At 64.3% G+C, this 24495-nt stretch carries 24 protein-coding genes; 10 read left to right on the forward strand and 14 right to left on the reverse strand.

The window, feature by feature from the left end:
* Positions 1 to 15 precede the first annotated feature (15 nt).
* The 10 genes from EAE28_RS23865 (at position 16) to folD (ending at position 11118) form a co-directional block, all read left to right on the forward strand.
* Positions 16 to 1194, forward strand: a complete 1179-nt coding sequence (locus tag EAE28_RS23865; protein ID WP_164736708.1) for a hypothetical protein — start codon at positions 16 to 18, stop codon at positions 1192 to 1194.
* Positions 1191 to 2513: a Tol-Pal system beta propeller repeat protein TolB gene (tolB, locus tag EAE28_RS19380; RefSeq protein WP_127109406.1), complete on the forward strand. Its 1323-nt coding sequence runs from the start codon at positions 1191 to 1193 to the stop codon at positions 2511 to 2513. The genes EAE28_RS23865 and tolB overlap by 4 nt, the downstream gene beginning before the upstream one ends.
* A gap of 127 nt (positions 2514 to 2640) precedes the next feature.
* Positions 2641 to 3153: a peptidoglycan-associated lipoprotein Pal gene (gene pal / locus EAE28_RS19385; protein WP_127109408.1), complete on the forward strand. Its 513-nt coding sequence runs from the start codon at positions 2641 to 2643 to the stop codon at positions 3151 to 3153.
* 112 nt (positions 3154 to 3265) lie between these two features.
* Positions 3266 to 4492 (forward strand): tRNA lysidine(34) synthetase TilS, encoded by a 1227-nt coding sequence (gene tilS, locus EAE28_RS19390; protein WP_127109410.1) that lies wholly within the window; start codon positions 3266 to 3268, stop codon positions 4490 to 4492.
* 77 nt (positions 4493 to 4569) lie between these two features.
* Positions 4570 to 6483 (forward strand): ATP-dependent zinc metalloprotease FtsH, encoded by a 1914-nt coding sequence (gene ftsH, locus EAE28_RS19395; RefSeq protein ID WP_127109412.1) that lies wholly within the window; start codon positions 4570 to 4572, stop codon positions 6481 to 6483.
* 72 nt (positions 6484 to 6555) lie between these two features.
* On the forward strand, positions 6556 to 7155 hold the full coding sequence (locus tag EAE28_RS19400; RefSeq protein WP_127109414.1) for an MOSC domain-containing protein: 600 nt from the start codon (positions 6556 to 6558) through the stop codon (positions 7153 to 7155).
* A gap of 131 nt (positions 7156 to 7286) precedes the next feature.
* Positions 7287 to 8963 (forward strand): formate--tetrahydrofolate ligase, encoded by a 1677-nt coding sequence (locus tag EAE28_RS19405; protein ID WP_127109416.1) that lies wholly within the window; start codon positions 7287 to 7289, stop codon positions 8961 to 8963.
* Positions 8964 to 9021: 58 nt separating this feature from the next.
* Entirely contained in the window at positions 9022 to 9918 is an 897-nt protein-coding gene (locus EAE28_RS19410) for a bifunctional 5,10-methylenetetrahydrofolate dehydrogenase/5,10-methenyltetrahydrofolate cyclohydrolase (protein WP_127109418.1), read from the forward strand.
* The gene (locus EAE28_RS19415) at positions 9911 to 10231 is read left to right on the forward strand and encodes a chorismate mutase (RefSeq protein ID WP_127109420.1); all 321 of its coding nucleotides are present in this window, start codon (positions 9911 to 9913) and stop codon (positions 10229 to 10231) included. Before EAE28_RS19410 ends, EAE28_RS19415 begins: the two co-directional genes overlap by 8 nt.
* Positions 10228 to 11118 (forward strand): bifunctional methylenetetrahydrofolate dehydrogenase/methenyltetrahydrofolate cyclohydrolase FolD, encoded by an 891-nt coding sequence (folD, locus tag EAE28_RS19420; RefSeq protein ID WP_127109422.1) that lies wholly within the window; start codon positions 10228 to 10230, stop codon positions 11116 to 11118. Before EAE28_RS19415 ends, folD begins: the two co-directional genes overlap by 4 nt.
* 72 nt (positions 11119 to 11190) lie before the next feature.
* Here folD and EAE28_RS19425 read toward each other — a convergent pair whose 3' ends face one another.
* From EAE28_RS19425 to cpaB, 14 genes are all read right to left on the reverse strand, one after another.
* Positions 11191 to 11664: an SRPBCC domain-containing protein gene (locus tag EAE28_RS19425; protein WP_127109424.1), complete on the reverse strand. Its 474-nt coding sequence runs from the start codon at positions 11662 to 11664 to the stop codon at positions 11191 to 11193.
* The gene (locus tag EAE28_RS19430) at positions 11648 to 11989 is read right to left on the reverse strand and encodes an ArsR/SmtB family transcription factor (protein ID WP_127109425.1); all 342 of its coding nucleotides are present in this window, start codon (positions 11987 to 11989) and stop codon (positions 11648 to 11650) included. Before EAE28_RS19430 ends, EAE28_RS19425 begins: the two co-directional genes overlap by 17 nt.
* 54 nt (positions 11990 to 12043) lie before the next feature.
* The gene (locus tag EAE28_RS19435; protein ID WP_127109427.1) at positions 12044 to 12475 is read right to left on the reverse strand and encodes a PaaI family thioesterase; all 432 of its coding nucleotides are present in this window, start codon (positions 12473 to 12475) and stop codon (positions 12044 to 12046) included.
* Positions 12476 to 12562: 87 nt separating this feature from the next.
* Positions 12563 to 13885, reverse strand: coding sequence for an ATPase (locus tag EAE28_RS19440; RefSeq protein ID WP_127109429.1), 1323 nt, complete (start codon positions 13883 to 13885; stop codon positions 12563 to 12565).
* Positions 13886 to 13907: 22 nt separating this feature from the next.
* The gene (locus EAE28_RS19445; protein WP_127109431.1) at positions 13908 to 14405 is read right to left on the reverse strand and encodes an A24 family peptidase; all 498 of its coding nucleotides are present in this window, start codon (positions 14403 to 14405) and stop codon (positions 13908 to 13910) included.
* A 9-nt stretch (positions 14406 to 14414) separates the two neighbouring features.
* On the reverse strand, positions 14415 to 15257 hold the full coding sequence (locus EAE28_RS19450) for a tetratricopeptide repeat protein (RefSeq protein WP_127109433.1): 843 nt from the start codon (positions 15255 to 15257) through the stop codon (positions 14415 to 14417).
* Positions 15258 to 15284: 27 nt separating this feature from the next.
* A complete protein-coding gene (locus tag EAE28_RS19455; protein ID WP_127109435.1) occupies positions 15285 to 15836 on the reverse strand; it encodes a tetratricopeptide repeat protein in 552 nt (183 codons plus the stop codon).
* A complete protein-coding gene (locus EAE28_RS19460) occupies positions 15833 to 16807 on the reverse strand; it encodes a type II secretion system F family protein (RefSeq protein WP_127109437.1) in 975 nt (324 codons plus the stop codon). Before EAE28_RS19460 ends, EAE28_RS19455 begins: the two co-directional genes overlap by 4 nt.
* A gap of 12 nt (positions 16808 to 16819) precedes the next feature.
* A complete protein-coding gene (locus EAE28_RS19465) occupies positions 16820 to 17788 on the reverse strand; it encodes a type II secretion system F family protein (protein WP_127109443.1) in 969 nt (322 codons plus the stop codon).
* A 6-nt stretch (positions 17789 to 17794) separates the two neighbouring features.
* Entirely contained in the window at positions 17795 to 19288 is a 1494-nt protein-coding gene (locus EAE28_RS19470; protein WP_164736709.1) for a TadA family conjugal transfer-associated ATPase, read from the reverse strand.
* Positions 19289 to 19298: 10 nt separating this feature from the next.
* Positions 19299 to 20540 (reverse strand): CpaE/TadZ family protein, encoded by a 1242-nt coding sequence (locus EAE28_RS19475; protein WP_127109445.1) that lies wholly within the window; start codon positions 20538 to 20540, stop codon positions 19299 to 19301.
* Positions 20541 to 20772: 232 nt separating this feature from the next.
* Positions 20773 to 21417 (reverse strand): OmpA family protein, encoded by a 645-nt coding sequence (locus tag EAE28_RS19480; protein ID WP_127109447.1) that lies wholly within the window; start codon positions 21415 to 21417, stop codon positions 20773 to 20775.
* A gap of 3 nt (positions 21418 to 21420) precedes the next feature.
* A complete protein-coding gene (locus EAE28_RS19485; RefSeq protein ID WP_127109449.1) occupies positions 21421 to 22833 on the reverse strand; it encodes a type II and III secretion system protein family protein in 1413 nt (470 codons plus the stop codon).
* Between the two features lie 215 nt (positions 22834 to 23048).
* Entirely contained in the window at positions 23049 to 23885 is an 837-nt protein-coding gene (gene cpaB, locus EAE28_RS19490) for a Flp pilus assembly protein CpaB (protein WP_127109451.1), read from the reverse strand.
* Between the last annotated feature and the right edge of the window lie 610 nt (positions 23886 to 24495).

Raw genomic sequence — 24495 nt, forward strand, 5'->3', positions numbered from 1 at the left:
TTTGCACAGGTACAAATGAACACGGGACACAAGGTCTCGGCCCTGCTGCATGGCGGGCTGATCCTGTGGATTCTGGTGTTCGATCTTTTCGGCGCCCCGGATGAGCCGATGATGCCCGATGTGACCGAGGTCTCGATCGTCTCGGCGCAGGAATTTGCCGAGCTGTCGCAGCTTGCGCCCGCGGCTCCGCCAGCCCCCACGCCGACGCCCGAACCGGCCCCGGCCCCCACGCCGATTCCGACGCCTGCGCCCATCGAGCCGCCCGCGCCGGTGGTCCCGCCTGCGCCGATCCCGGCGCCGACGCCTGCGCCTGCCCCCGCACCCGAGCCGGTACCAACGCCCGAGCCGCCGCAAGCCGCGGTGATCGCGCCGCAGACCACACCCGATTCCAGCCTGCGCCCCGTTCAGCGCCCGGCCGAGCGCGTCGCGCCCGAGGCCGCGCCAACGCCGCAGCCCGACGTCGCCATTGCGCCGCAGGACCGCGCAGCGGTGGTGCCCGATGCGACGGCGACGGTGATCGCCCCCGAAGCGCAGGAGGCCACGCAACGCGAGGCCGCCGCGACCGAAACGGTGACCGAGGCGACCGATATCAGCGAGACCGAACCGGTGCGCCGCACGGCGACCGCGCCTGAGGTCAGCATGCGTCCGCGTCAGCGCCCGACGCGCGCAGAGCAGGTCGCCGCGGCTCCCGCTCCGACGCCAACCCCTGCGCCAACACCGACGCCGACGCCAACGCCAACCCCGACGCCCCCGGCCGACCGCACGCCGATCCCGACGCCAGCGACCGAAGAACCGACCGAAAGCCCCATCTCGGGGGCAATCGAGGATGCACTGGCGCAGGCGCTCGGCTCGGCTCTGGACGAACCCACCGCCACGCTCAGCCAGTCCGATGCCGATATGCTGCGCCTCAATATCGAGGCCTGCTGGAACGTTGGCATCCTGTCGACCGAAGCGTTGAACGTGGTGATCACCATTGCGTTCGAAATGACGCCTGATGGACGCCCCGTTGAATCCTCGATCCGCGAGGTCGAGGCGTCAGGCGGTTCCATTGGCGCTGTGCGCGCGGCGTTTGACGCTGGGCGACAGGCCATCGTTCAATGTGGTATCAATGGTTACGGATTGCCTCAGGACCTTTATGATCAGTGGCGACTGGTCGAAATCACGTTCAACCCAGCACGGATGAGTACACGATGACCCAATTTTCCCGCCGCCCCGTGCTTGGACTTCTGGCCGGTTTCGCGGTTGCCCCCGGTATCGCGCGGGCACAAACGCCCTTGCGCATCGAGATCACCGAAGGCGTGATCGAGCCGGTGCCCTTTGCCATCCCCGATTTCGTCGCTGAAAACGCGGCGGGCGGGCAATACACCGCCGGGATCGCGCGGGTGATTGCCAACAACCTTAGCGGCACCGGCCTGCTGCGGGAAATCCCGCCGACCGCGCATGTCGGGCGGATCACCAGCTTTGACAGCCCGGTTCAGTTTGCCGACTGGCGCGCGATCAATTCCCGCGCGCTGATCACCGGCGCGGTGCGGGTGAACGGGCCGACGATCACGGTGAAGTTCCGCCTGTTCGACGTGGTCAGTGGCCAGCAGCTGGGCGACGGTCTGCAACTGGACGGGCGCACCGATGCGTGGCGGCGCATGGCGCACCGGGTGTCGGATCAGGTCTATATGCGCCTGACCGGCGAGACCGGCTATTTCGACAGTCAGGTGGTGTTCATCGCCGAAAGCGGCCCGGCCACCAACCGGCGCAAGCAGGTGGCGATCATGGATCAGGACGGCGAGAACACGCAGTACTTGACCGACGGCACGTCGCTGACCTTTGCGCCGCGCTTCTCGCCGACCGGCGACCGCATCCTGTTCACCAGCTACGAGACCGGCTTTCCGCGCATCTACCTGATGGACGTCGCGTCGCGCCGCCGACAGGTGCTGGGCGACCAGCCGGGCGAAATGACCTTCGCGCCGCGTTTCTCGCCCGATGGTGGCTCGGTGGTCTATTCGCTGTCCGTCGACGGGCGGACCGACCTTTACATGCTCAACCTTGCCAGCGGCCAGCGCTGGCAGCTGACGCAGACCGACGCCATCGACACAGCGCCCAGCTTCTCGCCGGACGGGCAACAGGTGGTGTTCGAAAGCGACCGCACCGGCGCGTCGCAGCTGTATATCATGGGCTTGCAGGGTGGCGGGCAGAACCGCATCAGCCAGGGTCAGGGGCGCTATTCCACGCCCGTCTGGTCACCGCGCGGCGATCTGATCGCGTTTACCAAGCAGCTCAACGGGCGCTTCCACATCGGCGTGATGCGCACCGATGGCTCGAACGAGCGGATCCTGACCCAGAGCTTCCTGGACGAGGGCCCGACTTGGTCGCCCAACGGTCGTGTCATCATGTTCGCGCGCGAAGAGGCCGGGAACAACCCGGTGCTGATGTCCGTCGATATCACCGGTCGCAACCTGCGCCGGGTGCCGACGCCGGGGCCTGCCTCGGACCCGAGCTGGTCGCCCCTTCTGCCGTAATCCTGAACCCCTGAACCCCTGAACCCACGCGCTGCGCCGCGTACCGTGAACACCGCCCGATTCCCCCGCGACGCGGCATCTGTTATGATGCGCGTCGGGCAGGACCGAACAACAAGGACTGAAAACGATGCAAATTCTGACCAAGGCCATTCTGGTCGTCGCCGCACTGGCATTGGCCGCGTGTAACAACCCCCGTGGCGGCGATTATGACGATCCCCTGACCAATGGCGGTGCCGGTGCTGGCGGTATCTCGTCGACGGCGCTGGGCGATCCCAACGATCCGACCTCGATCGCGTATTTCAACCAGACGATCGGCGACACCGTTCACTTCACCGTGGACAGCAGCGACCTGACCGCCGAGGGCGTCACCGTCCTGCGCACCCAGGCCGCGTGGCTGAACCGCTATCCGTCCTACGCGATCCTGATCGAAGGCCACGCCGACGAGCGCGGCACGCGTGAATACAACATCGCGCTGGGTGCCCGCCGTGCTGCGCGCGTGCAGCAGTTCCTGATCGGCGAGGGCGTGTCTTCGGGCCGCATCCGCACCGTCAGCTACGGTAAAGAGCGTCCGATCGAGGCTTGCGCCGCGCAGCGCTGCTGGGATCTGAACCGCCGCGCGACCACGGTCGTGTCGCGCTAAGAATGCCGGGGGCCGCAGGCTTTGGCCGGGCAGGGGGGCTTTCTGCCCCCCTCTTCGCGTGCCGCGAATTCACCCCCCGAGGATATTTTCAGACAGATGATGGGGCGGGGCTGTGACAGGCCCGGCCCCTTTGGCTGTCATGCGCGCGGGCTGCGAAGGCTTCGCGCGGCTTGGCGTTGCTGTGTCGGGCGGCGGCGATTCGGTGGCGGCGCTGGTGCTGGCGGTCGAGGCGCTGGGCGCGGCGCGGGTGGCGGCGGTGACGGTCGATCACGGCCTGCGGCCCGAGGCGGCGGCGGAGGCTGTGGGCGTTGCGGCGCTGTGCGCCCGGTTGGGCGTGGCGCATGACGTTCTGCGCTGGTCGGGGCCTGAGCGCGGCAATCTGATGGACGAGGCGCGCGCGGCGCGGCTGGCGCTGATTGGCGGTTGGGCGCGTGGGCGGGTGGACGCCGTGGTTCTGGCGCATACGCTCGATGATCAGGCCGAGACGGTGCTGATGCGGCTGGCGCGGGGATCGGGTGTGGACGGATTGTCCGGGATGGCCGAGCGGCGCGAGGCCGAGGGGGTGATCTGGCTGCGGCCCTTGCTGGGCGTGACGCGCGAGGCGCTGCGCAGCGAGTTGCGGGCGCGGGGCGTGGCGTGGGTCGACGACCCGAGCAACGACAACCCGCGCTATCAGCGGGTGCGGGCGCGCAAGGCACTGGCGGCGCTGGCCGATCTGGGGATCGGGGCCGAGGGTTTGGCGGCGACCGCCGGGCGCATGCGCCGGGCACGCGGCGCTTTGGAGGCACAGGCCCAGGCAGCGCTGGACGCGCTGGTGGGCGAGGATCGCGGGACAGTGATTATCGACGCGGGTGTGCGGGCGCTGGAACCGGAAATCAGGGACCGGGTGGTGGCGCATCTGCTGATGCAGCTCTCGGGCGCGACCTATCGCCCCCGGCTGGAGGATCTACAGCGGTTGCTGTCGGCGGGGCAGGGCACATTGATGGGCTGCGTGCTGACCGTTGAGGGCACTGGGCTGCGCCTGTCGCGCGAGGCGCAGGCGGTGGCCGGGCTGGTATGCCCCAGCGATCAGGTCTGGGACCATCGCTGGCGGGCGGAAGGCCCCGTCCCCGGCGAGATCCGCGCCTTGGGCGAGGCCGGGCTGTTACAGCTGAGCCAGCAGGCGCGGGCCGGCATGCATACACATTGGCGTGACACCGGCCTGCGCCGCGAGACCCTTGCCGCGCTGCCGGGGATCTGGCGCGAGGGCGCTTTGATCGCCGCGCCGCTGGCGTTTTGGCCCGGCGAATGGCGTCTTTCTGCGCGACCTGTCGCCGCGATTGTCACGCAGCGGGCATAATCGCATTGAAGTCACCCTGCGCATCACTATCTTAGAGGCTAACTGGCCAGACTTGGCCGAGAAGATTGGAGAGCTCCGTGGGCAACGCTCGCAATTTCGCGTTCTGGATCGTCCTGTTCTTCCTGATGATCGTTTTGTTTACGTTGTTCAACAACGGCAGCACGACGAGCACCGGGCGCACAGTCGGCTATTCGGATTTCCTGCAGCGGGTTGAGGCCGGCGATGTCAGCCGAGTCGTGATCGACGGTGAGACGTTGCGCGTGACCGACCGGCAGGGTCAGGCTTTCACCACCATCCGTCCTTCGGGCGAGAATCCCACCGACCGGCTGATCGCCTCGAACGTCTCGGTCGAGGCGCGCCCGCAAGAGCGGTCCGGCCTGATGTCGGCGCTGTCGGTCTGGCTGCCGTTCCTGCTGCTGATCGGCGTGTGGATCTTCTTCATGAACCGGATGCAGGGCGGCGGAAAAGGCGGGGCCATGGGCTTTGGCAAGTCCAAGGCCAAGTTGCTCACCGAAAAGCACGGACGCGTCACGTTTGACGACGTGGCCGGTATCGATGAGGCCAAGGACGAGCTGGAAGAGATCGTCGAATTCCTGCGCAACCCGCAGAAATTCAGCCGTCTGGGCGGCAAGATCCCGAAAGGCGCGCTGCTGGTGGGCCCTCCGGGTACCGGTAAGACCCTGCTGGCCCGCGCGATCGCGGGTGAGGCGGGTGTGCCGTTCTTCACCATCTCAGGTTCCGATTTTGTCGAAATGTTCGTCGGTGTCGGTGCAAGCCGTGTGCGCGACATGTTCGAGCAGGCCAAGAAGAACGCGCCCTGCATCGTCTTCATCGACGAGATTGACGCGGTCGGTCGCTCGCGGGGCGTCGGCTATGGCGGCGGCAACGATGAGCGTGAGCAGACGCTGAACCAGCTGCTGGTCGAGATGGACGGTTTTGAGGCCAACGAGGGTATCATCATCATCGCCGCGACCAACCGTCCCGATGTTCTGGACCCCGCGCTGCTGCGTCCCGGTCGTTTCGACCGTCAGGTGCAGGTGCCGAACCCCGACATCAAGGGCCGTGAGCGCATTCTGGGCGTCCATGCCCGCAAGGTGCCGCTGGGTCCGAACGTCGATCTGCGCATCATTGCACGCGGGACGCCGGGTTTCTCGGGTGCCGATCTGGCCAACCTGGTGAACGAGGCGGCGTTGACCGCCGCACGCAAGAACCGCCGTTTTGTCACGATGGATGACTTTGAAAGCGCCAAGGACAAGGTCATGATGGGCGCCGAGCGCCGGTCGATGGTCATGTCCGAAGACGAGAAAAAGCTGACCGCCTATCACGAAGCCGGGCACGCCGTTGTCGGCCTGCACGTCCCGCAGCATGATCCGATCCACAAGGCGACGATCATCCCGCGTGGCCGCGCTCTGGGTCTGGTGATGAGCCTGCCGGAACGCGACCAGCTGAGCGTGACCTACACCAAATACACGTCGAAAATCGCCATGGCGATGGGCGGCAAGGTGGCCGAAGAGCTGATCTTCGGCAAGGAAAACGTGACCTCGGGCGCGTCGAGCGACATCCAGCAGGTGAGCAAGATCGCCCGCGCGATGGTGACGCAGTTCGGCTTCTCGGACGCGCTGGGGCATATCGATTATGCCAACGAGCAGCAGTCTTATCTGGGCAATTACTCGGGTGGATCGAACGCCTCGCAAGAGACGCAGAAGAAGATCGACGAGGAAGTGCGCAAGATTGTCGATGAGGGCTATCAGACCGCCAAGCGCATTCTGACCGAGCATGCCGACGAGCTGGAATATCTGGCGCAAGGTCTGCTTGAGTACGAGACGCTGACCGGGGCCGAGATCACCCGCGTGATGCGCGGCGAAGGCCCTGGCCGGGATGAGGACGACACGTCCAACTCGGGCGGTACGCCGTCGGTCCTGTCGATCCCGCGCACCAAGCCACGTCGCGGCACGGATGACAGCGGGCTTGAGCCGAACCCCTCGGCCTGATCCGGTTGCTCTTGCAATCACCCCGGCACCGCGCGACGGTGCCGGGGTTTTTCTTTGCCTTGAGGTCTGCCCATGCCCGCGCTTGCCGCCACCAAATTCGAAGCCGAGATCGTCTGGCTGGGCGTGGTCACAGACCGCGCCGCCGCGCTGCCCTCAGCGCCGCTCGAGGCGATGGAACTGACCTTCGACGGCCCGCTGGGGGAGGCGCATGGCGGCATGACCCGGCCGTCGTGTTCGCGTGTGCTGGGCCTTTATCCGCGCAACACACCGATCCGCAATGTGCGGCAATTGTCGATCGTGTCCGAGGAAGAGCTGGCGGCGATTGCGCAAGAGATGGGGCTGGAAGCGCTGGACCCGACGCTGCTCGGCGCGACGATGGTGCTGCGCGGGGTGCCTGATTTCAGCCATGTGCCGCCCTCCTCACGGCTGCTGGCCGACAGCGGGGCCTCGCTGACCGTGGACATGGAAAACCGCCCCTGCACGCTGCCCGCCCGCCCCATCGAGACCCAGCACCCCGGCTACGGCAAGGCGTTCAAACCCGCCGCCGCGAATCGGCGCGGGGTGACCGCCTGGGTCGAGGCTGAAGGCCGCGTGGCGTTGGGCGACCGGCTCCGGCTGTTTGTGCCCGATCAGCCGGTCTGGTCACAAATGCCGCGCGCCCTTCGCCGATAACGGCTAGGATTTCCGATACGAAACCGTGTGCCCCGCAAAAACCGGCGGCGGCACTGCATTAGGAATGTATACATGCAACGCGGCTAGCTAAGTCAGGGTTACGCCACGCCGCAGAAGGGGAGACAGCGTTCATGACCTTCAAGACCGACATCGAAATCGCGCGCGCGGCTCACAAGAAGCCGATCCTTGAGATAGGCGAAGCACTGGGGATCCCCGCTGCCGAGCTTCTGCCCTATGGCCACGACAAGGCGAAAGTCAGCCAGAGCTTCATCAATGGTCTGGCGGATCGCCCCGATGGCAAGCTGATCCTTGTGACGGCGATCACCCCGACCCCCGCCGGTGAGGGCAAGACGACCACGACGGTGGGGCTGGGTGACGGGCTGAACCGGATCGGCAAGAAGACGGTGATCTGCATCCGCGAGGCCAGCCTTGGCCCCAACTTCGGCATGAAGGGCGGGGCGGCGGGGGGCGGCTATGCGCAGGTCGTGCCGATGGAAGAGATGAACCTGCATTTCACCGGCGATTTCCACGCGATCACCAGCGCGCATAACCTGCTCAGCGCGATGATCGACAACCACATCTATTGGGGTAACGGGCTGGAGATCGACGAGCGCCGCGTGATGTGGCGCCGGGTGATGGACATGAACGACCGCGCGCTGCGCGATGTGGTGACCAGCCTTGGCGGCGTGTCCAACGGCTTTCCGCGCCAGACCGGATTTGACATCACCGTCGCGTCCGAGGTCATGGCGATCCTCTGTCTGGCGAAGGATCTGGCCGATCTGCAGCGCCGTCTGGGCAATATCGTCGTCGCCTATACCCGCGACCGCACGCCGATCACCTGCCGCGACCTCAAGGCCGATGGCGCGATGACGGTGCTGCTCAAGGACGCGATGCAGCCCAATCTGGTGCAGACGCTTGAGAACAACCCGGCCTTCGTCCACGGCGGCCCGTTTGCCAATATCGCGCATGGCTGCAACTCGGCCATTGCCACGCGCACGGCGTTGAAGCTGGGCGAGTATGTCGTGACCGAGGCCGGCTTTGGCGCGGATCTGGGGGCCGAGAAGTTCTTTGACATCAAGTGCCGCAAGGCCGGTCTGACGCCTGCTGCCGCTGTCCTTGTCGCCACGGTGCGGGCGATGAAGATGAACGGCGGCGTCGCGCGCGCCGATCTGGGCGTTGAAAGCGTCGAGGCCGTGGAGAAGGGCTGCGCCAATCTGGGCCGTCACCTTGAGAATGTGAAAAGCTTCGGCGTGCCGGTGGTGGTGGCAATCAACCATTTCCATTCCGACACCGAGGCCGAGCTGCAGGCGATCAAGGATTTCGTCGCCACGCAGGGGGCCGAGGCGATTGTGTGCACCCATTGGGCCGATGGCTCGGCGGGGATGGAAGACCTGGCGCACAAGGTCGTGGCGATGGCCGACTCCGACGCGGCCAATTTCGCGCCGCTCTACCCCGACGACATGAGCCTGATGGACAAGATCGAGACCATCGCAAAGCGCATCTACCGTGCCGACGGGGTGATCGCCGATACCACGGTGCGCAACCAGCTCAAGACCTGGGAGGCGGCGGGCTATGGCCATCTGCCGGTCTGCATGGCCAAGACGCAGTATTCCTTTACCACCGACCCCAACGTGCGCGGCGCACCGACCGGGCACTCGTTCCCGGTGCGCGAGGTGCGCCTGTCGGCAGGGGCCGGGTTCATCGTGGCGATCTGCGGTGAGATCATGACCATGCCGGGCCTGCCGCGCAAACCGGCGGCGGAAACCATCGGCATCAATGATGACGGCTTTGTCGAAGGGCTGTTCTGACACATCCACAGCCGGGCAGGGGCAGCCCCCGCCCGGCGCTTAACTCCGAGGATAGCAGATGAAAACTGACGGGATCCGGGCAGCCCTGATCGACGGAAAGGCCATCGCCGCCAAGATGCGCACCGAGACGGCTGCCGAAGCGGCTGAGCTGGCGGCACTGGGCTGGCAGCCCCGGCTGGTGTCGATCACCGTCGGCGATGGTGCGGCCTCCGAGGTCTATGTGCGCAACCAGCAGCGCACCGCCGAGAATGCGGGGGTCGAGTTTGAGGCGCGCACTTACCCCGAGACCATCTCGATGGAACAACTGGTTGGCGTGCTGCAAGGCCTGAACGCCGATCCGCGCGTCAACGGCATCATCATCCAGCGCCCGCTGCCCGCGCATATCCCGGTGAAAACGCTGCAAAAAGCCGTGCATCCGCTCAAGGATGTCGAGGGGATGCACCCGGCCTCGATCGGCAATATCGTCTATAACGATCTGGCGCTGGGGCCCTGTACCGCCGTCGCTGCGGTCGAGATTCTGAAAACCCTGCCGCTGAAGATCGAGGGGCTGGATGTCACCGTCATCGGCCATTCCGAGATCGTCGGCAAACCCATCGCCTTTCTGCTGATGAGCCTTGGCGCGACGGTCACGGTCTGCCACCACATGACCCGCTCGGTCGCCATGCACTCGCGCGCGGCGGATGCGGTGTTCGTGGCGGTCGGCAAGCCGGGTCTGGTGACGGGCGACATGCTCAAACCCGGTGCGGCGCTGATCGACATCGGTATCAACCGGGTCGATGGCAAGACGGTCGGTGACGCCGATTTTGACAGCTGCGCCAAGGTCGCCGGGTGGCTGACTCCGGTGCCGGGTGGCGTGGGGCCGGTGACGGTGGCAACGCTGATGAAGAACGCCGTGCTGGCGACCCGGCTGCAAATGGCGCATTACCGCGCCGAATACGCGCTGACCGATGTCTGAGGCGCTGCCGCTGCCCGAGGCGGTGCAGACGATGGCCGAACTGCGCGGCTGCATCGACACGCTCGACGACCAGCTGATGGGGATTCTGGCCGCGCGGCTGGCCTATGTCGACCGGGCGGCGGTCCTGAAGGCACGCGAAGGGATTGCCGCCGCCGCGCCATCCCGCGTGCAAGCGGTGGTGGACCGGGTCCGCGCGCGGGCCGAGGTCACCGGCTTTGACCCCGATATCGCCGAAGCGATGTGGCGGGTGATGATCGAACAGCTGATCGCGCGCGAAGCGCGGGTCTTGGGACATAACGGGAGGGACGCATGAGCGCCACCATCATCGACGGAAAAGCCTTTGCGGCGACAGTGCGCGCACAGGTGGCCGAGCATGTTGCGCTGCTCAAGGCCGATCACGGGCTGACGCCGGGACTGGCCGTGGTGCTGGTCGGCGAAGATCCGGCGTCCGAGGTTTATGTCCGCTCCAAAGGCAAGCAGACGACCGAAGTCGGGATGAACTCGTACGAGCACAAGCTGCCGGCGGATACGTCTGAGGCTGATCTGCTGGCGCTGATTTTCCAGCTGAACGCCGACCCGGCGGTCAACGGGATTCTGGTGCAATTGCCGCTGCCGGATCATCTGGACAGCGATCTGGTGATCAATGCCATCGACCCGGCCAAGGATGTGGACGGGTTCCATATCTCGAATGTCGGGCTGTTGGGGACGGGTCAGAAGTCGATGGTGCCCTGCACGCCGCTGGGATGTCTGATGATGTTGCGGGCGCAGCTGGGCTCGCTGTCGGGCCTGAATGCGGTGGTCGTGGGGCGCTCGAACATCGTCGGCAAGCCGATGGCGCAGCTGCTGCTGGGTGACAGCTGCACGGTGACGATTGCGCATTCGCGCACCAAGGATCTGGCCGAGGTCTGCCGGGGCGCGGATATTCTGGTGGCGGCGGTCGGTCGTCCCGAGATGATCCCGGGCGACTGGATCAAGCCGGGGGCGACGGTGATCGACGTGGGCATCAACCGGATCGAGCGGGACGGCAAGAAGACGCTGGTCGGCGATGTCGCGTTTGCCAGCGCGGCCGCCGTGGCCGGGGCGATCACCCCGGTGCCGGGCGGGGTGGGGCCGATGACGATTGCCTGCCTGCTGGCCAATACGCTGACGGCGACGTGCCGGGCGAACGGGTTGGCCGAGCCGCAGGGGTTGACGGCCTGAGGGCTTGCACAGGGTGGGGTGAAACCCCACCCTACGGGCGCCGCGTAGGGTGGGATTTCATCCCACCGTCGCTTACGCTGCCAGGTGCTCGCGCTCCAGCCGGGCGTAGCTGGCTTCCATACCATCGGTCATGCCGGTGGCGAGCATCGCGTCCATGGTTTCGGCGGCCTCGACCGTCATCGTCATGACCATCCGGGTGCCAGAACCGTCGGCGATGAACCGGGTATCGACGGTGTTGTCGGGTGTCTGGTCGGGCAAGAACATGCGCTCGACATGCAGGATGCGGTGCGGTTCCTCGACCTCGAGCACGTCGGCGGTCATGTAGAAACCGTGGGTTCCGTCGGCGGATTGCCAATCATAGCGCAGGCTGCCGCCAGGGCGCATGTCGACCTCGCAGCGGCTCATCACCCAGCCGTCCGGTCCGACCAGCCATTGGCTCAGCAGCGCGGGGTCAGTGTGCGCCTCCCATACACGGGCCGGAGGCGCGGAAAAATGGCGGGTCACGGTGGCGACGGTTGGGCTGGTTCTGTCAAGTGTCAGGGGCATTGTCGGTCCTTTCCGGGGTGGCCAGCAGCGCGTCGAGCCGCGCGAAATTCATCTCCATCACGCGCTCAAGCTCGCTGATCCAGCCGCGCACCGGCGCCAGCGCCTGCGGGTTCAACCGGCAGGGACGCCGGGTGCCGTCGATGCGGCGCTCGATCAGACCAGCCTCTTCCAGCACCTTGAGATGGCGCGAGACGGCGGGTTGGCTGATCGGGAACAGCGCGGCCAGATCATTGACCGTCGCCTCACCCTGCGCCAGCCGATTGAGGATCGACAGGCGCGTGGGATCGGCGAGCGCCGCGAAGGTGGCGGGCAGAGGGGCGGTCATGTGCGTGATTCGTTATATAGCATGAAGCTTATATAATGAAGGACTTCAGCTCGCTCAAGCGCGTTGCGCAACCGGGATCATCGTGCCCTGCAACAGCGCGATGGATTTGCGGTTCTCGCCGGTCAACGCGAACACCTCGGCCCGCACCACCGTCAGCCGTTTGCCCGCGCGCACGACCTCGCCCACCGCTTCCAGGGCATCGCCGATGGCAGGGGACAGCAGGTTGATCTTCATTTCGACCGTCATCACGTCGCTCTCCAGCCCCATCAACGTCAGCGCGGCATAGCCGGCGGCGCTATCCCCGATGGTGAAGGCCAGCCCGGCATGCGCCGCGCCGTGCTGCTGTTTGAGATGCGGCGCGATGGGCGCGCGGATGACGCAGCGACCGGGGCCGGTCTCGATCAGCGCGGCCCCCATGGTCTGCATCATTGTCTGGCTGGCGAAACTCGCGCGCGCTGCGGCCTCGATCGCGGTGAAATCGTCCATGAATATCCCTCCCTGCTGCGCGCCAGCAAAGCGCGAAGCCGGGCGCAGGCCAACACCCGGCAGAAGGATCGTTACGTCACGCGCGGTTTAGCGGATGATTTCCTCATCCCTGACGAACATGTTCGACCAGGCGCGGTCTATCAGTTCGGGCGACATGTGATAGGGGCGCCCCTCATAGTCACAAATCGCGATCATCTGGTCGATCAGGAACACCGGCTGATAGTTCGCATAGACGTTGTCGATGGTGGGATACTTGGTCTGCAGCAGGTGGATCAGCGCGTCTTCGTTCAGCGGAATGCGCCGCTTGCGGGCGACCAGCGCAAAGATCTTGAGGAAGTCGGCCTGGTTCGGGCCGTCGATCTTGATCTTGAAAAAGATCCGACGCAGCGCGGCGGTATCGAAGATCGTATTGGGATGAAAGTTGGTGGAGAAAATGACCAGCGTGTCAAACGGCACGATGAATTTCTCGCCGGAAATGAGCGTGAGAATGTCATAGTTCATCTCAAGCGGAACGATCCAGCGGTTGACCAGCGCCTGCGGCGGCTCCTCTTGCCGGCCAAGGTCGTCGACGATGAACACGCCCCCCATCGCCTTGAACTGCAGTGGGGCCTGATAGGTGCGCGAGGCGGCATTGTATTTCAGCTCGAGCATATCGAGCCGCAGTTCGCCGCCGGTAATCACTGTCGGGCGCTCGCACAGTTGATAGCGTGGGTCGTGGCGTTGGCCGTGCAACCGCAGCGAGGTGCCGGTGCTGGCGTTGGCGGGGGCAACCTTGCGGTGGACGATGGGGTCATAGACCGCGATCACCTGACCCGAATGCACGACAGCACTGGGCACGTAGATGGTGTCGCCCAGGGCATCGCGGATCCCGTTCGAGATTGACGATTTTCCATTGCCCGGCGGGCCATACATCAGAATCGAGCGACCCGAGGTCACGGCGGGGCCCAAATCGCCCAGCAGTCCTTCGGGCAGGATCAGGTCGCCCATGGCGGCGGTCAACTGCTCGCGGGTGATCTTGACCTTGCGGATCGACTGGCGGCGCACCTGTTCGCCGTAGCTTTCAAGCGAGACGGGCATCGCGCCGTAATATTCCGAGATCGCCAGTGCCTGCTGGGCGCGCTGGCGTCCGGCGTCGGTCAGCTGATAGCCCATCTCGGTCGAGGTGGCGGTCGCCTGCAAGGTGCCCATCGCCTCGACCAGACGTTCGGCGCGGGCGCTGTCGATCAGCTGCTGGGTCTGGGCAAAGGACAGGCACACGATCCGCGAGACATCCGACACATGGGTCAGCGACATGCGGAACATGGTCTTGAGAAGGATGTCGCTCATCAGGGTAAGCGGCAGGCCCGTATCCTCCAGCGTCGCGGGCGGCGGCGGCGGGGGGATGCGGGACAGGGCGGGTGCGTCGTTCATGGGCGGGCCTCAGATCGCGGCGTCAGCTTCCATGCATGCTCGCCAAAGCCAGATAAAAGATTAACGCGGGCCCCAGAGCCAGCCCATAGGGAAATTCGCGGCGCTCCCAGCTGGCCCAGTCGGGGGTGGCGCGGCGGATGGCCGGGATCACCCGCATTACGCGGTGGACGACCAGCGCGGCGATGCTGACAGCGCAAAGCAGGACCAGAAAGCTGCGCACATCGCCAAGGGCGATAAAGGGCGCCATCGCGGCGGCGAACTTGGCGTCACCGGCACCGAACCCGCCGGTCAGGCTGAGCACGAAGCCGATCACCAGAACAACGACCAGATGCAGCCAGGACCACGCCCAGTCAACGAAGGGCAGGGTCAGCGCGCCGACCACGGCATAGACGGCGACAAGCGCCAGCACAGCCAGATTGGGAATGCGCATCGCCTTGAGGTCGCTCCAGGCGACATACAGGGCGACGGGCGTTGAGAAAATCAGCAGCCAGAGCGCGGCCGGGGCGGATTGCGTGAGCATGCGCCCCCCTTATTGCAGCGCGGCGAGGGCGTTTGCAGCGGCCTCGAAATGCTGCGGATGGGTGGCGATCGCGTCTTGCAGCAGCGCCCGCCCGGTCTGGACGTCGCCCTGACGGATCGCGGCCAGCGCCATGGTGTGCAGCAACTCGGCGCGCTCGATCTGTGTCATCTCGATCAGCGGCAGCTCATAATTGCGCTGGGCGGCGCGGGCCAGAACGAGGTTGTTCTTGGCGGTGAACAGGCTGCCATCCTGACGCAGCGCGTCGGTGAACAGGCGTTCCGCGCCGCGATAATCGCCGCGCGTCAGCTTGGAGAAGCCCCAGTTGTTCAGCACGCCTGCCGGCGTCGGCGTCAGGCCGGCGGCGATTTCATAAAAGCTGTCGGCGCGGTCCCATTGCTGGCGGCTGTCGGCGACCATGGCCTCAAGCCGGTAGCGGCCATAGGTTTCATGGGTGGGCGGGACGCTGTTGAGCATCGCTTCGGCCTGCGGCCATTGGTTGGCGCGGATATAGGCCTCGGCGGTGTCGATCCGGTCATCGAGGGTGGCGTCGGGGTGTTCGAGCACCTGCAGCCAAACCGGGATCGAGGCTTCGGCCTGACCGGCGCGCATCAGCGACTTGCCCAGACCCCGGCGAAAGATGACCCGGTCGGGGAATTGCTGCGACTGTGCGGTGAAATAATCGACGGCCTCGCGCGGATCAGAGACGGCGAGCATCATCTCGGCCATGTTTTCCTGATCAATCGCGGCCACACTGTCGATGGCGCGGGCCGTTTGGGCATGCATCGACTCGCCACAGGCGCCCAGCAGGCTGAGGCCCGCAAGGCACAATGGTGCTATCCACACCTTGCGCATGATCTGTCCTTCTTCACTGCTCGATGCTCAGGGCGTGGCGAGGAGGAGGAAGCGTCCATTCCCGCGTCTGACCAGAGCGAAATTATTATTGTTATTTTCGTCAGTATAGCTTGAATTTTCAAGATTTGCGAGAGCAAGCCGCAGGTTCTGACGGATTTCTTCAGAGCGACCCGAGTCCAGCGCAAAGGCCGTTCGGAACAAATGCGCCGCCTGTCCCCAGTCCGCCCGCTCGACCATGACGACGCCCAGATTGTTGATGGCCGGGACAAATTCGGGGTCGAATTCGATGGCGCGGCGGAACATCTGGTCGGCCTGACCCAGACGCCCCAGATGCAGGTTCGCCGACCCGATGGCGGACAACGCGTCCACCGTTGGCCCCTGTTCGGCCATCGAGCGGTAATAGGCCCTGAGCGCCAGTTCGTATTCGCCACCCTCCATCAGCCGGTGGCCGACAATCAGCCCGTCAACGTCCTCGGCCGCGCTTGAGGCGCGGCCGGGCAGACCATCGGGCGAAAACTCGCCGCTGGATTGGCAGGCGGACAACGCAATCAGCGCCGCCAGCCCGAAGATTTTTATCATAAACCGAAATCAGCCGTCGCAAGCATGGTAATGACTCCATGGACCGACGGGCCGATCAGGATGATCAGCAACGGCGGCACCGTGAACATCATTGTGCCCAGTGTCAGCTTCGTCGGCAAGACGTTGGCTTTCTCTTCGGCAAGCATCACACGCTTGTCACGCATTTCAGCCGCATAAACCCGCAGCGCATCAGCGACCGAGGTGCCATAGGTTGCCGATTGCACCAGCACCGTCACGAACGAGCGGATATCGGCGTTCCCGCAGCGGATGCCCATGTCCTTGAGCACCTCAAGCCGGTCCTTGCCTGCCTTCACTTCATGCGAGACGGTGTCGAATTCATCGGCCAGCGCAGGGTAGCCTGCGCGCAGTTCCTTGGCGACGCGGGCGATGGACTGGTCCATGGATTGCCCGGCCTCGGTGCAGATCAGCAGCATGTCCAGCGAATCGGGAAAGCCACGGGTGATCTGTTCTTGGCGCTCTTGCTGGCGTTTGTTCACCCAGTAGATCGGCGCGTAATAGCCCAGCAGGGTGGGGACCAGCACCGGCATTGCCGTGGCAAAGACCGAGGCACCCTCATTGGGGGGGAACACCAGAATATAGACCAGACCGATCAGCAGCCCGCCCATGCCCATGATCAGCTTGGCGGCGTGAAAGTCGCGCACGGCATTGCGGCCCAGATAGCCAGCCTGAATCATCTTCAGCTTGGCGTCGCCCATTTCGGATTCGTCAGTCGGTTCCAGAAAGGATTTGTACCGCTCAAGGCGTTTGTTCAGGGCAGTCTCGTCGCTGGAGGCCCGGCGCGACAGGTTGGTGCGGTCGGTGCCGGGTCCACGGCGCGACTGTTCCTTGAGCTTGGCCAGTGGGTCCGGCTTTGAATCGCCACGGCCCATCAGCATCAGCAGAACCAGCGTCACACCCCCGGCCACGCAGAGCGCGATGATGACAGGCAGGGACAGCAGATTGGCACTCATCTTGGTAACCCTTTACACCTGAATGTTGACCATCTTGCGCATGTACAGGACGTTGATGACCAGAAAGGCCAGCACGACCAGCGCGGTCGGGATGAACAAGGCGGTTTCCTTGACCTCATCATAGTAGTCGGGCTTGATCACACTGATCATGATCATCGCCCCGATGGGGAAGGCCGACAGGAACATACCGGACCATTTCGCCTCGGCGGTGATGGCGCGGACGCGGCGGAACAGTTTGAAACGCGCGCGGACGACCTTGGACAGACCATCGAGGATTTCGGCCAGATTGCCGCCCGATTGCGCCTGAATGGTCACCGACACAGCCAGAAACCGCAGATCCTGCATGTCCATCCGTTCGGCAAAGGCCAGCAGCGCCTCGCCCATGTCGCGGCCATAGGCGGCCTCGTCGGCGATCAGGCCCAGTTCGGTGCCCAGCGGGTCAGGGATTTCCTTGGCGGCAGCGGCCAGCGCGTGCACGAAGGGGTGGCCGACGCGAAGGCCGCGCACGATCAGGTCGATGGCATCCGGCAGTTGTTCTTCGATCAGCCCAAAGCGCTTTTTCGCCTTGCTCGATACCCAGAACCACACGCCGCCGATCCCCATCGCCGCCCCGACACCGGCACGCACCGCTACCGGCGCGCCGGTGAACAGCGACAACGCCAGAAAGGCGACGGTCGACACCAGAACCATGATCAGGATCAGCATCAGCGGCGAAAAGGCGATCTTGCCTTTTTCGGCCTTTTCCGCGAGCAGCGAATAGAAGGGGATCGCCGTCGATTTCGAGTGCTGGTTCGCTTCCTTGCGCAGCCGGTCGATGACCTCGGCCCGGTTGGTGTTGGCGTCCAGCATCTCAAGCCGTCGATTCATCCGGCTGCCCAAGCGGATCGAGCGGCCAAAGACCATGAGATAGATCGCCTCGACCAGCATCAGAATGCCGACAAAGATAGCGATATAGATGATTAGAATTGGTGAGATGGTCATCTCAGATCACCCCTTTTGCGCCTGAACGACGTCATACAGGCTCGAGGGCAGATCATAGCCCCAGCGGCGGAAGCGGTCGGCGTAATGCGAGCGCAGCCCACAGCCGGTGAAATGGCCCAGGATCTTGCCATCCGGCTCCAGCCCCGTGCGTTCAAAGCGGAACACTTCCTGCATGGTGATGATGTCGCCTTCCATGCCGGTCACCTCGGTGATCGACACCATCCGGCGCGAGCCGTCCTGCAGGCGCGATGCCTGCACGATCAGGTTCACAGCGCTGGCGATCTGGCTGCGCACGGCTTTGAGCGGCATCTCGATCCCGGCCATGGCGACCATGTTTTCCAGACGGCTGATGCCGTCGCGGGCCGAGTTGGCGTGGATCGTGGTCATCGATCCGTCGTGGCCGGTGTTCATGGCCTGCAACATGTCGATCACTTCCTCGCCGCGCGTTTCGCCGACGATGATGCGGTCAGGCCGCATCCGCAGCGCGTTGCGCAGACAGTCGCGCTGGGTCACCGCGCCCTTGCCCTCAACGTTGGGCGGGCGCGATTCCATGCGGCCGACGTGGACCTGTTGCAGCTGAAGTTCGGCGGTGTCCTCAATGGTCAGGATGCGTTCGGCGTTGTCGATAAACGAAGACAGCGCGTTCAGCGTGGTGGTTTTGCCCGAACCCGTCCCGCCCGACACGATCACGTTGAGGCGTGTGGCAACCGCGGCCTCAAGATACATCGCCATCTCTTCGGAAAAAGCGCCGAAGTTCACCAGGTCATTGATGCCCAGCTTTTCCTTTTTGAATTTGCGGATCGATACCAGCGACCCATCCACCGCGACCGGCGGCACCATCGCGTTGAAGCGCGAGCCATCGGCCAGACGGGCGTCGACATAGGGATTCGATTCATCGACGCGGCGACCGACGGCGGACACGATCTTGTCGATGATGCGCAGAAGGTGGCGCTCATCCTTGAAGGTCACATCGGTCAGTTGCAGCTTGCCATCGCGTTCGATGAACACGCGATTGGGCCCGTTCACCAGAATATCGTTAACCGTGTCGTCCTTGAGCAGCGGTTCCAGCGGGCCAAGGCCGCGGACCTCAAAGTAGAGATCCTGGTTCAGCGACAGACGCTCTTCGCTGGTCAGGGCAAAGTTGATCTCGCTCAGCGCCTCAGCCGAAATGGCGGCGATCTCGGCGCGCAGTTCCGCTTCGGACGCGGTGTCCAGTGCCGCCAGATTCAGGTTGTCCAGAAGCCGGGTATGCAGCTCGGATTTCACCTCAAGAATGCGCTGCTTGCGGCGACGATCCTTGTCGTTGGCGGCCGGCTGCGCCGCGATGGACGCGGCGGTCGACGCCTTGAAGCTGGGCCGGGGCGCCGTGGGGCGCGGCTGTGGTTTCAGCTCAGGCGCGGTCGAGGCCGAGACTTGTGCGATGCCATGAACCGGCACTGCCCGTGAATCGGGCGCGGCGGCCCCGGTGGTCGTGGTATCCTTGCGATAGCGCGAAAACATGTCACCCTCCTCAGGCGGCGGCGCGGCTTTCGTCGCGGTTCGATGCAGCGATGCTGGCGGCGAGCTTGCGAATTTCCTTAAGCAGCGGATTCTTCGGCGAGATTTCAGCCAGCGGCAGCCCATGGTCGTTGGCATGGGTGACTTGCGTCGTGCCATCGGGAAGCATCAGTTCAAATTCGATATCCAGACTTTCGGCCATGCGCTTGGCGCGGGCCTTGCCGGAAAGGTCGGTAAATTTCGGCGCGCGGTTCAGCACGTACCGCAGCTTTGACAGCGGCAGATCCTCAGCCTTCAGGGCGCGGATCAGCCGCAGGGCGTTCTGGGCCGAGCGCATGTCCAGCTCCATCGTGGTGAAGTACGAATCCGCCTCATTCAGGACGGTTTCGGTCCATTGCACGACGGTGCCGGGCATATCCACGATCACCACGTCAAAGTTTGCGCGTGCCATGGTCAACACTCGCTCGATATCGTCGGGCGTGATCAGATCCAGCGGCAGCATGTCGGCGGCTGCGGTCAGCACCTTCAACTTGTCGTTGAAGGTTTGCAGCGTGTTCATGAAAAAGTCGCGGTCCATCACCGCCGTGTTTGACAGCAGTTCGTAAACTTTCTCGGTCCGCGCGAGATCAAGATAGGTCGCAATCGAGCCGGTTTGCAGATCGAAGTCGAGCAGGCAGACTGTGGGCGCGGTCTTGCCGGAATTGGCGATCTCCCATGCGAGGTTCACCGCAAAGGTCGTCGCACCCGAGCCACCGGCCAGCGGCTGCACGGCATAGACCGATCCCATGGTCTGATTGGCCATCGGCTGAAGACGCGACTGCGGTGAGATGTTGGCGACGTCAATCGTCGGCTGGCGCAGGCGTTTGATGGCGTCATGCAGCGCCCCTTCGGGCAGCGGGTAGGGGACGAAGTCGCTGGCCCCCAGCCGCAGCAGCCGGTGCAGCGCGGTCGGGCCCAGCTCTTCGGCGATGAGCAGGACGCGAATGTTGAGCGTGTTGGCGCGCAGGATCACCGTTTCGACCATCGAAAGGTTCGCCTCATCGTCGTCATCCAGCGCGATGGCGATGAACTCCAGCGATCTGGCTTCGTTCTGATCGAGGTATTTCAACGCGCTGGGAAAGGTCAGGTCGCCCCAGCTTTCGCCCAGTTCCATTTCCATATCCTCGATCAGCAGATCGAAGTTCTGCACGTCCCGCGAGACGGTGCAGGCCCGGATCGGGGCCATGTGTTTGCTGCTGGTCGTTGCGCTCGACATGTTCGTTATCCTCCGGGGCCCGCGTTTTACAGGCGAATGCTACTCTGGCGGTCACACAAGCACCCGCAAACACAGCCGGGGCGCGAGACCTCAATCTCGTTGGTAATCTTGGCAATAATGGGGCTAAAAAACCGTAATTGTCGGGCTGACAGTCACCAAAGCAAACGCCCTGCCACCGGTGACGGGGCAGGGCGCTGCGCGGGGTGCCAGACTTGGGTTCCGGCGGGAGATATCAGGGGATAGCAGGGTCGCGCGTGGCGCTTTGCACGTATTCGCGGTGGACGATAAGTGCGTACTCGCCGTTCAGGATCAACGGGTGATCCTGAACAAAGCCCGAAACCTGCGTGACCGCGCGGCGGTTCTGACGCTCGCGGTTTTGTGTCGGGATCAGTGGCTGCGTTTCGCCGTTCGAGACGACGGCCTCGACCCGGCTGCGACTCACCCCGTTGCGGATCAGGAACGCAACAACGGCGCGCGCCCGGCGCAGGCCAAGACCGCGGTTATAGGCTTCAGAGCCGACCAGATCGGTATTGCCAAAGACGCGGAAGCGCACTTCGGGGAATTGCCGGATCCACGCCGCCTGCCGCCGCAGGATCACCTGCGCCTCGCCGTCCAGCCGCGCGCTGTCGAAGGCGAAATTCACGGTGCTGGGCACTTCACGCTCGAACCGCTCGGCCAGATCGACGGCATAGTCCAGCTGTCCGGTCATGATCAGCAGGTTATGCGCTGTCGGGTTGCCAAAGGCCCCTTCATCGACATTGCTGCCCACTTCCGAGGTCAAGGATCCGCTGCTGCAAGCCGTCAGCGCAGTGCCGCCAAGCGCCAGCAACAGGCTGCGGCGTGACAGAGAGAGGGGGGCTTGGGTCAGATGTTTCATCGCTTACTCCATCACATAGCCATAGCCGCCACGGAAATCCTGCCGCGACACTTCCGAGGCACCACCGCTGCCACCGGTCAACTGACCGTTCAGGAACAGTTGCCCTTCGTTGGGCAGGCGCACGCGGTCGGTCGGTAACAGCAGGGCCTCGCCCCGGGTCGGCGTGACCAGATGCGCGGTGACGAAGATCATCAACTCGCTCTGGTTGCGCTGGTAGTCGGCGCTGCGGAACAGGGCGCCCAGAACGGGGATATCCCCCAGCCACGGCACCTGAGAGGTGTTGCCCTGAAAGTCATCCTGCAACAGGCCGGCAATGGCAAAGCTCTGCCCGTCTCGCAACTCGACCGTGGTCGAGGTCTGGCGGCGGCTGAAGCCCGGAATGGTCACGCCATTGGTTGTCGTCGACGCTGCGCTGTCGAGGCTGGACACCGAGGCATCCATCGTCAGGTTGATCACGTCGCCATCGACAACGCGCGGCGTGAAGGTCAGCTCGACGCCAAAGGGGCGGTAATCGACGGTCACGGTGCCGGATGCGCCGACCACCGGCACGGGAACTTCGCCGCCGGCCAGGAAATGCGCTTCTTGCCCCGACAGAGCGGTCAGGCTGGGTTCCGACAGGGTGCGGGCCAGGCCGTTGGTTTCCATCGCTTCCAGCATGACCTGGAACTGCACGGCGCCAATGTTGAAGCCGCCGGAGATAAAGCCTTGAGGTTCCGAGTTCGCCCCGACGGCAATCGGACTGCCGCCCAGCACGGAATTGGCGGAAGTTGGCGTGTTGACCCTGCCACTGCCCAGCACGGTGCCACCCTGACCAATCGCCAGACTGGCGGCAAGGTTTTGCGCCGCGCCGCGCTGCACTTCGGAAAAGCGCACGCGCAGCATGACTTGCTGGGTGCCGCCGACGCTCATCAGGTTCGACACGCGGCCGGGCGCATAGCGTTCCGCAAGCTGCATCGCGGCGTCGAGCCGGGCACCCGAGGACACAACGCCCGACATGACAATGCCATCGTTTGCGGTGCGAACTTCGATGGGTTCGGCGGGCAGGATCTGCCGCAGCCGTTCGCGGAATTCGGCGACATCGGGGGTGACCTGCACTTCGACATTGGCGATCAGCTGGCCATTGGCTCCCAGAATCGTCAGCGTGGTGCGGCCGGGCGCCTTGCCCAGCACATAGATCGACCGGTCCGATAGTGTCGAGATATCGGCGATGCCGGGATTGGCGATCGACAATTCGACAAACGGCGTGTCGCTTTCAACAACGACCGCGCGGTTCATCGCGACGGCAAGCGTCTCTCCCCTGCCACCCGAGGTGACGCGAAGGGCCTGTGCGAATGCCGCCTGAGTCGTAAATGGGAAGTGCCCCAGCCCGGTCAGGGCCAGCGCCACCGCAAACGCGATGCTGCTCTTTCTGGTCATGTGACCCTGCCTCTTGATCACGAATGGTGGGTCATCTGACGGACCCCCTTGGCGCAAGAATGCTTGAATCCTGTTTTTATTGCAAGTTTCAATTGTTTGCGGCGTCTTTTTCGTGTGATTTCAGAAAACTGTCCGCAAGGTTTGGCGTCAAAAACACCAAAACCCCCCAGATTTAGGGGGGGCGGGTGTGGCGCTTTGGTCGCAACGGCGGGGGGTCAGTTGGTGCAGGGGATCTCGATCATCACGACATCCGAACCGCGGCGCGTGCGGACCGAGCAGCGCTGCTGTTCGAGCACGACCTGGGCTTCCTGACCCAACAGGCTGCGGGCATCGACCTGAAACTGGTCCACCGAGGTGGTGTCATCCAGACCGACCAGCGACAGCGACAGGCGGCCGGTAGACTGGCCTTGCGCCATCGTCGCGATGATTTCCGGCTCAGCCTCGATGGTGACCGAGCGCGGGATGCCGTTAAAGCTGCGATCCTGATCGCCGTTTTCATCCAGCGCGATGATCCGCACGCCGCTGGCGAGCAGGCGGGTAACTTCGCCCTGTTCGGCACCGCGACCGGTCCAGTAAATGTCGATGGCATCCGACGGTCGCAGGGTGCCCGAGATGCCGCTGTTCTGGTCAACCCGGATGGTAAAGGCGCGCATGCCCGGTGTCAGCATGGCCGTGATGCCAGCGGGCTGGCCGGGTGCGCTGACTTTGACGGCCAGCAAAGGCTCCATCGGTTCCATCGCGCGCAGGGCGACGCGGGGGCGGGTGGGGTCTGGGATCACGTCCTCCATCCGCTGCATCGCGCCCGGAGGCACGGCATCGGCTGGCCATTGAATGGCGCGCACGGATGCTTCGGTGATTGGCTCGCCATAGCGCAGCGGGCGGGTGGTAACCATCACGGTGACAGTCGGGATGCTGGGGGCCTGCGCTGCGCCCCGCGCTTGCGCGGCCACGAGGGCCTGCTGCGTCTGGGCGACATAGTTTTGCGCCATGTAGACGCCGAACCCCGCCAGAGCGAGCCCAATTCCAAGGATTGCGATCTGTACACCACGCATGGTTTGCTCCTGTACGCCAGCCGATACCACGTAGACCGCGGTCCCGGTCTCTTTGCACATGTTGCCAGTGTGTTTGGTGATCTGGGCAACAACGTGTCCGGAAACGGAAACAGTCCGGAAAAGTCGATAAAAGTTTCAAGAGCCGCCGGGCGGCTCTGTCGGGGTGGTTAGCCCATTGGTTCCGCGATCATCGCGTCCGGGCCCGGAGCGCCGTTGGTGGCCGGCGTGGGGCTGTTTGGAACTGTCATGGAATTCTCCAGACGCAAGGGGGAAACAAGGGCTCGTGCCTCGATGCAGAGCGCCAGGTGGTGGGTGTTTGGTGGCGCTCATTGTCGGTACAACGCTTGTGACGCGACTTCGCGGTGCTTGCGTGCACTTCTGATGGTAAAAATAAGGCAATCAGGAGGCGATTATGTGTATTGATGCCGTATTGGCGATAGTAATGCTTAATAGCGGTCGATTATTCAATTTATCGCACAATAAGCTTGGAGTGGTTCGCTTTAGTGACACGTCTTTGGCCCAATCTATCGGGGTCTAGGCTCAGGACCCATTAATCGTCTTGCGGACTGCTTGGCTGCGTGATTCATGCTCGCGAACTGATGGGGGCAAT

Origin of the sequence: Pararhodobacter zhoushanensis, from assembly GCF_003990445.1 — a bacterium.
In the GTDB taxonomy this organism is placed as follows: domain Bacteria; phylum Pseudomonadota; class Alphaproteobacteria; order Rhodobacterales; family Rhodobacteraceae; genus Pararhodobacter; species Pararhodobacter zhoushanensis.

Bases quoted from the DNA above. Each gene is read 5' to 3' on its own strand.
- pal (WP_127109408.1), top strand. From the start codon at position 2,641: ATGCAAATTCTGACCAAGGCCATTCTGGTCGTCGCCGCACTGGCATTG.
- EAE28_RS23865 (WP_164736708.1), top strand. From the start codon at position 16: ATGAACACGGGACACAAGGTCTCGGCCCTGCTGCATGGCGGGCTGATC.
- cpaB (WP_127109451.1), bottom strand. From the start codon at position 23,885: ATGCGTGGTGTACAGATCGCAATCCTTGGAATTGGGCTCGCTCTGGCG.
- folD (WP_127109422.1), top strand. From the start codon at position 10,228: ATGAGCGCCACCATCATCGACGGAAAAGCCTTTGCGGCGACAGTGCGC.
- EAE28_RS19470 (WP_164736709.1), bottom strand. From the start codon at position 19,288: ATGTTTTCGCGCTATCGCAAGGATACCACGACCACCGGGGCCGCCGCG.
- EAE28_RS19465 (WP_127109443.1), bottom strand. From the start codon at position 17,788: ATGACCATCTCACCAATTCTAATCATCTATATCGCTATCTTTGTCGGC.
- EAE28_RS19430 (WP_127109425.1), bottom strand. From the start codon at position 11,989: ATGACCGCCCCTCTGCCCGCCACCTTCGCGGCGCTCGCCGATCCCACG.
- EAE28_RS19460 (WP_127109437.1), bottom strand. From the start codon at position 16,807: ATGAGTGCCAATCTGCTGTCCCTGCCTGTCATCATCGCGCTCTGCGTG.
- EAE28_RS19475 (WP_127109445.1), bottom strand. From the start codon at position 20,540: ATGTCGAGCGCAACGACCAGCAGCAAACACATGGCCCCGATCCGGGCC.
- EAE28_RS19425 (WP_127109424.1), bottom strand. From the start codon at position 11,664: ATGCCCCTGACACTTGACAGAACCAGCCCAACCGTCGCCACCGTGACC.
- EAE28_RS19405 (WP_127109416.1), top strand. From the start codon at position 7,287: ATGACCTTCAAGACCGACATCGAAATCGCGCGCGCGGCTCACAAGAAG.
- EAE28_RS19440 (WP_127109429.1), bottom strand. From the start codon at position 13,885: ATGAACGACGCACCCGCCCTGTCCCGCATCCCCCCGCCGCCGCCGCCC.
- EAE28_RS19445 (WP_127109431.1), bottom strand. From the start codon at position 14,405: ATGCTCACGCAATCCGCCCCGGCCGCGCTCTGGCTGCTGATTTTCTCA.
- EAE28_RS19410 (WP_127109418.1), top strand. From the start codon at position 9,022: ATGAAAACTGACGGGATCCGGGCAGCCCTGATCGACGGAAAGGCCATC.
- EAE28_RS19485 (WP_127109449.1), bottom strand. From the start codon at position 22,833: ATGACCAGAAAGAGCAGCATCGCGTTTGCGGTGGCGCTGGCCCTGACC.
- EAE28_RS19450 (WP_127109433.1), bottom strand. From the start codon at position 15,257: ATGCGCAAGGTGTGGATAGCACCATTGTGCCTTGCGGGCCTCAGCCTG.
- EAE28_RS19435 (WP_127109427.1), bottom strand. From the start codon at position 12,475: ATGGACGATTTCACCGCGATCGAGGCCGCAGCGCGCGCGAGTTTCGCC.
- EAE28_RS19455 (WP_127109435.1), bottom strand. From the start codon at position 15,836: ATGATAAAAATCTTCGGGCTGGCGGCGCTGATTGCGTTGTCCGCCTGC.
- EAE28_RS19400 (WP_127109414.1), top strand. From the start codon at position 6,556: ATGCCCGCGCTTGCCGCCACCAAATTCGAAGCCGAGATCGTCTGGCTG.
- EAE28_RS19480 (WP_127109447.1), bottom strand. From the start codon at position 21,417: ATGAAACATCTGACCCAAGCCCCCCTCTCTCTGTCACGCCGCAGCCTG.
- EAE28_RS19415 (WP_127109420.1), top strand. From the start codon at position 9,911: ATGTCTGAGGCGCTGCCGCTGCCCGAGGCGGTGCAGACGATGGCCGAA.
- tolB (WP_127109406.1), top strand. From the start codon at position 1,191: ATGACCCAATTTTCCCGCCGCCCCGTGCTTGGACTTCTGGCCGGTTTC.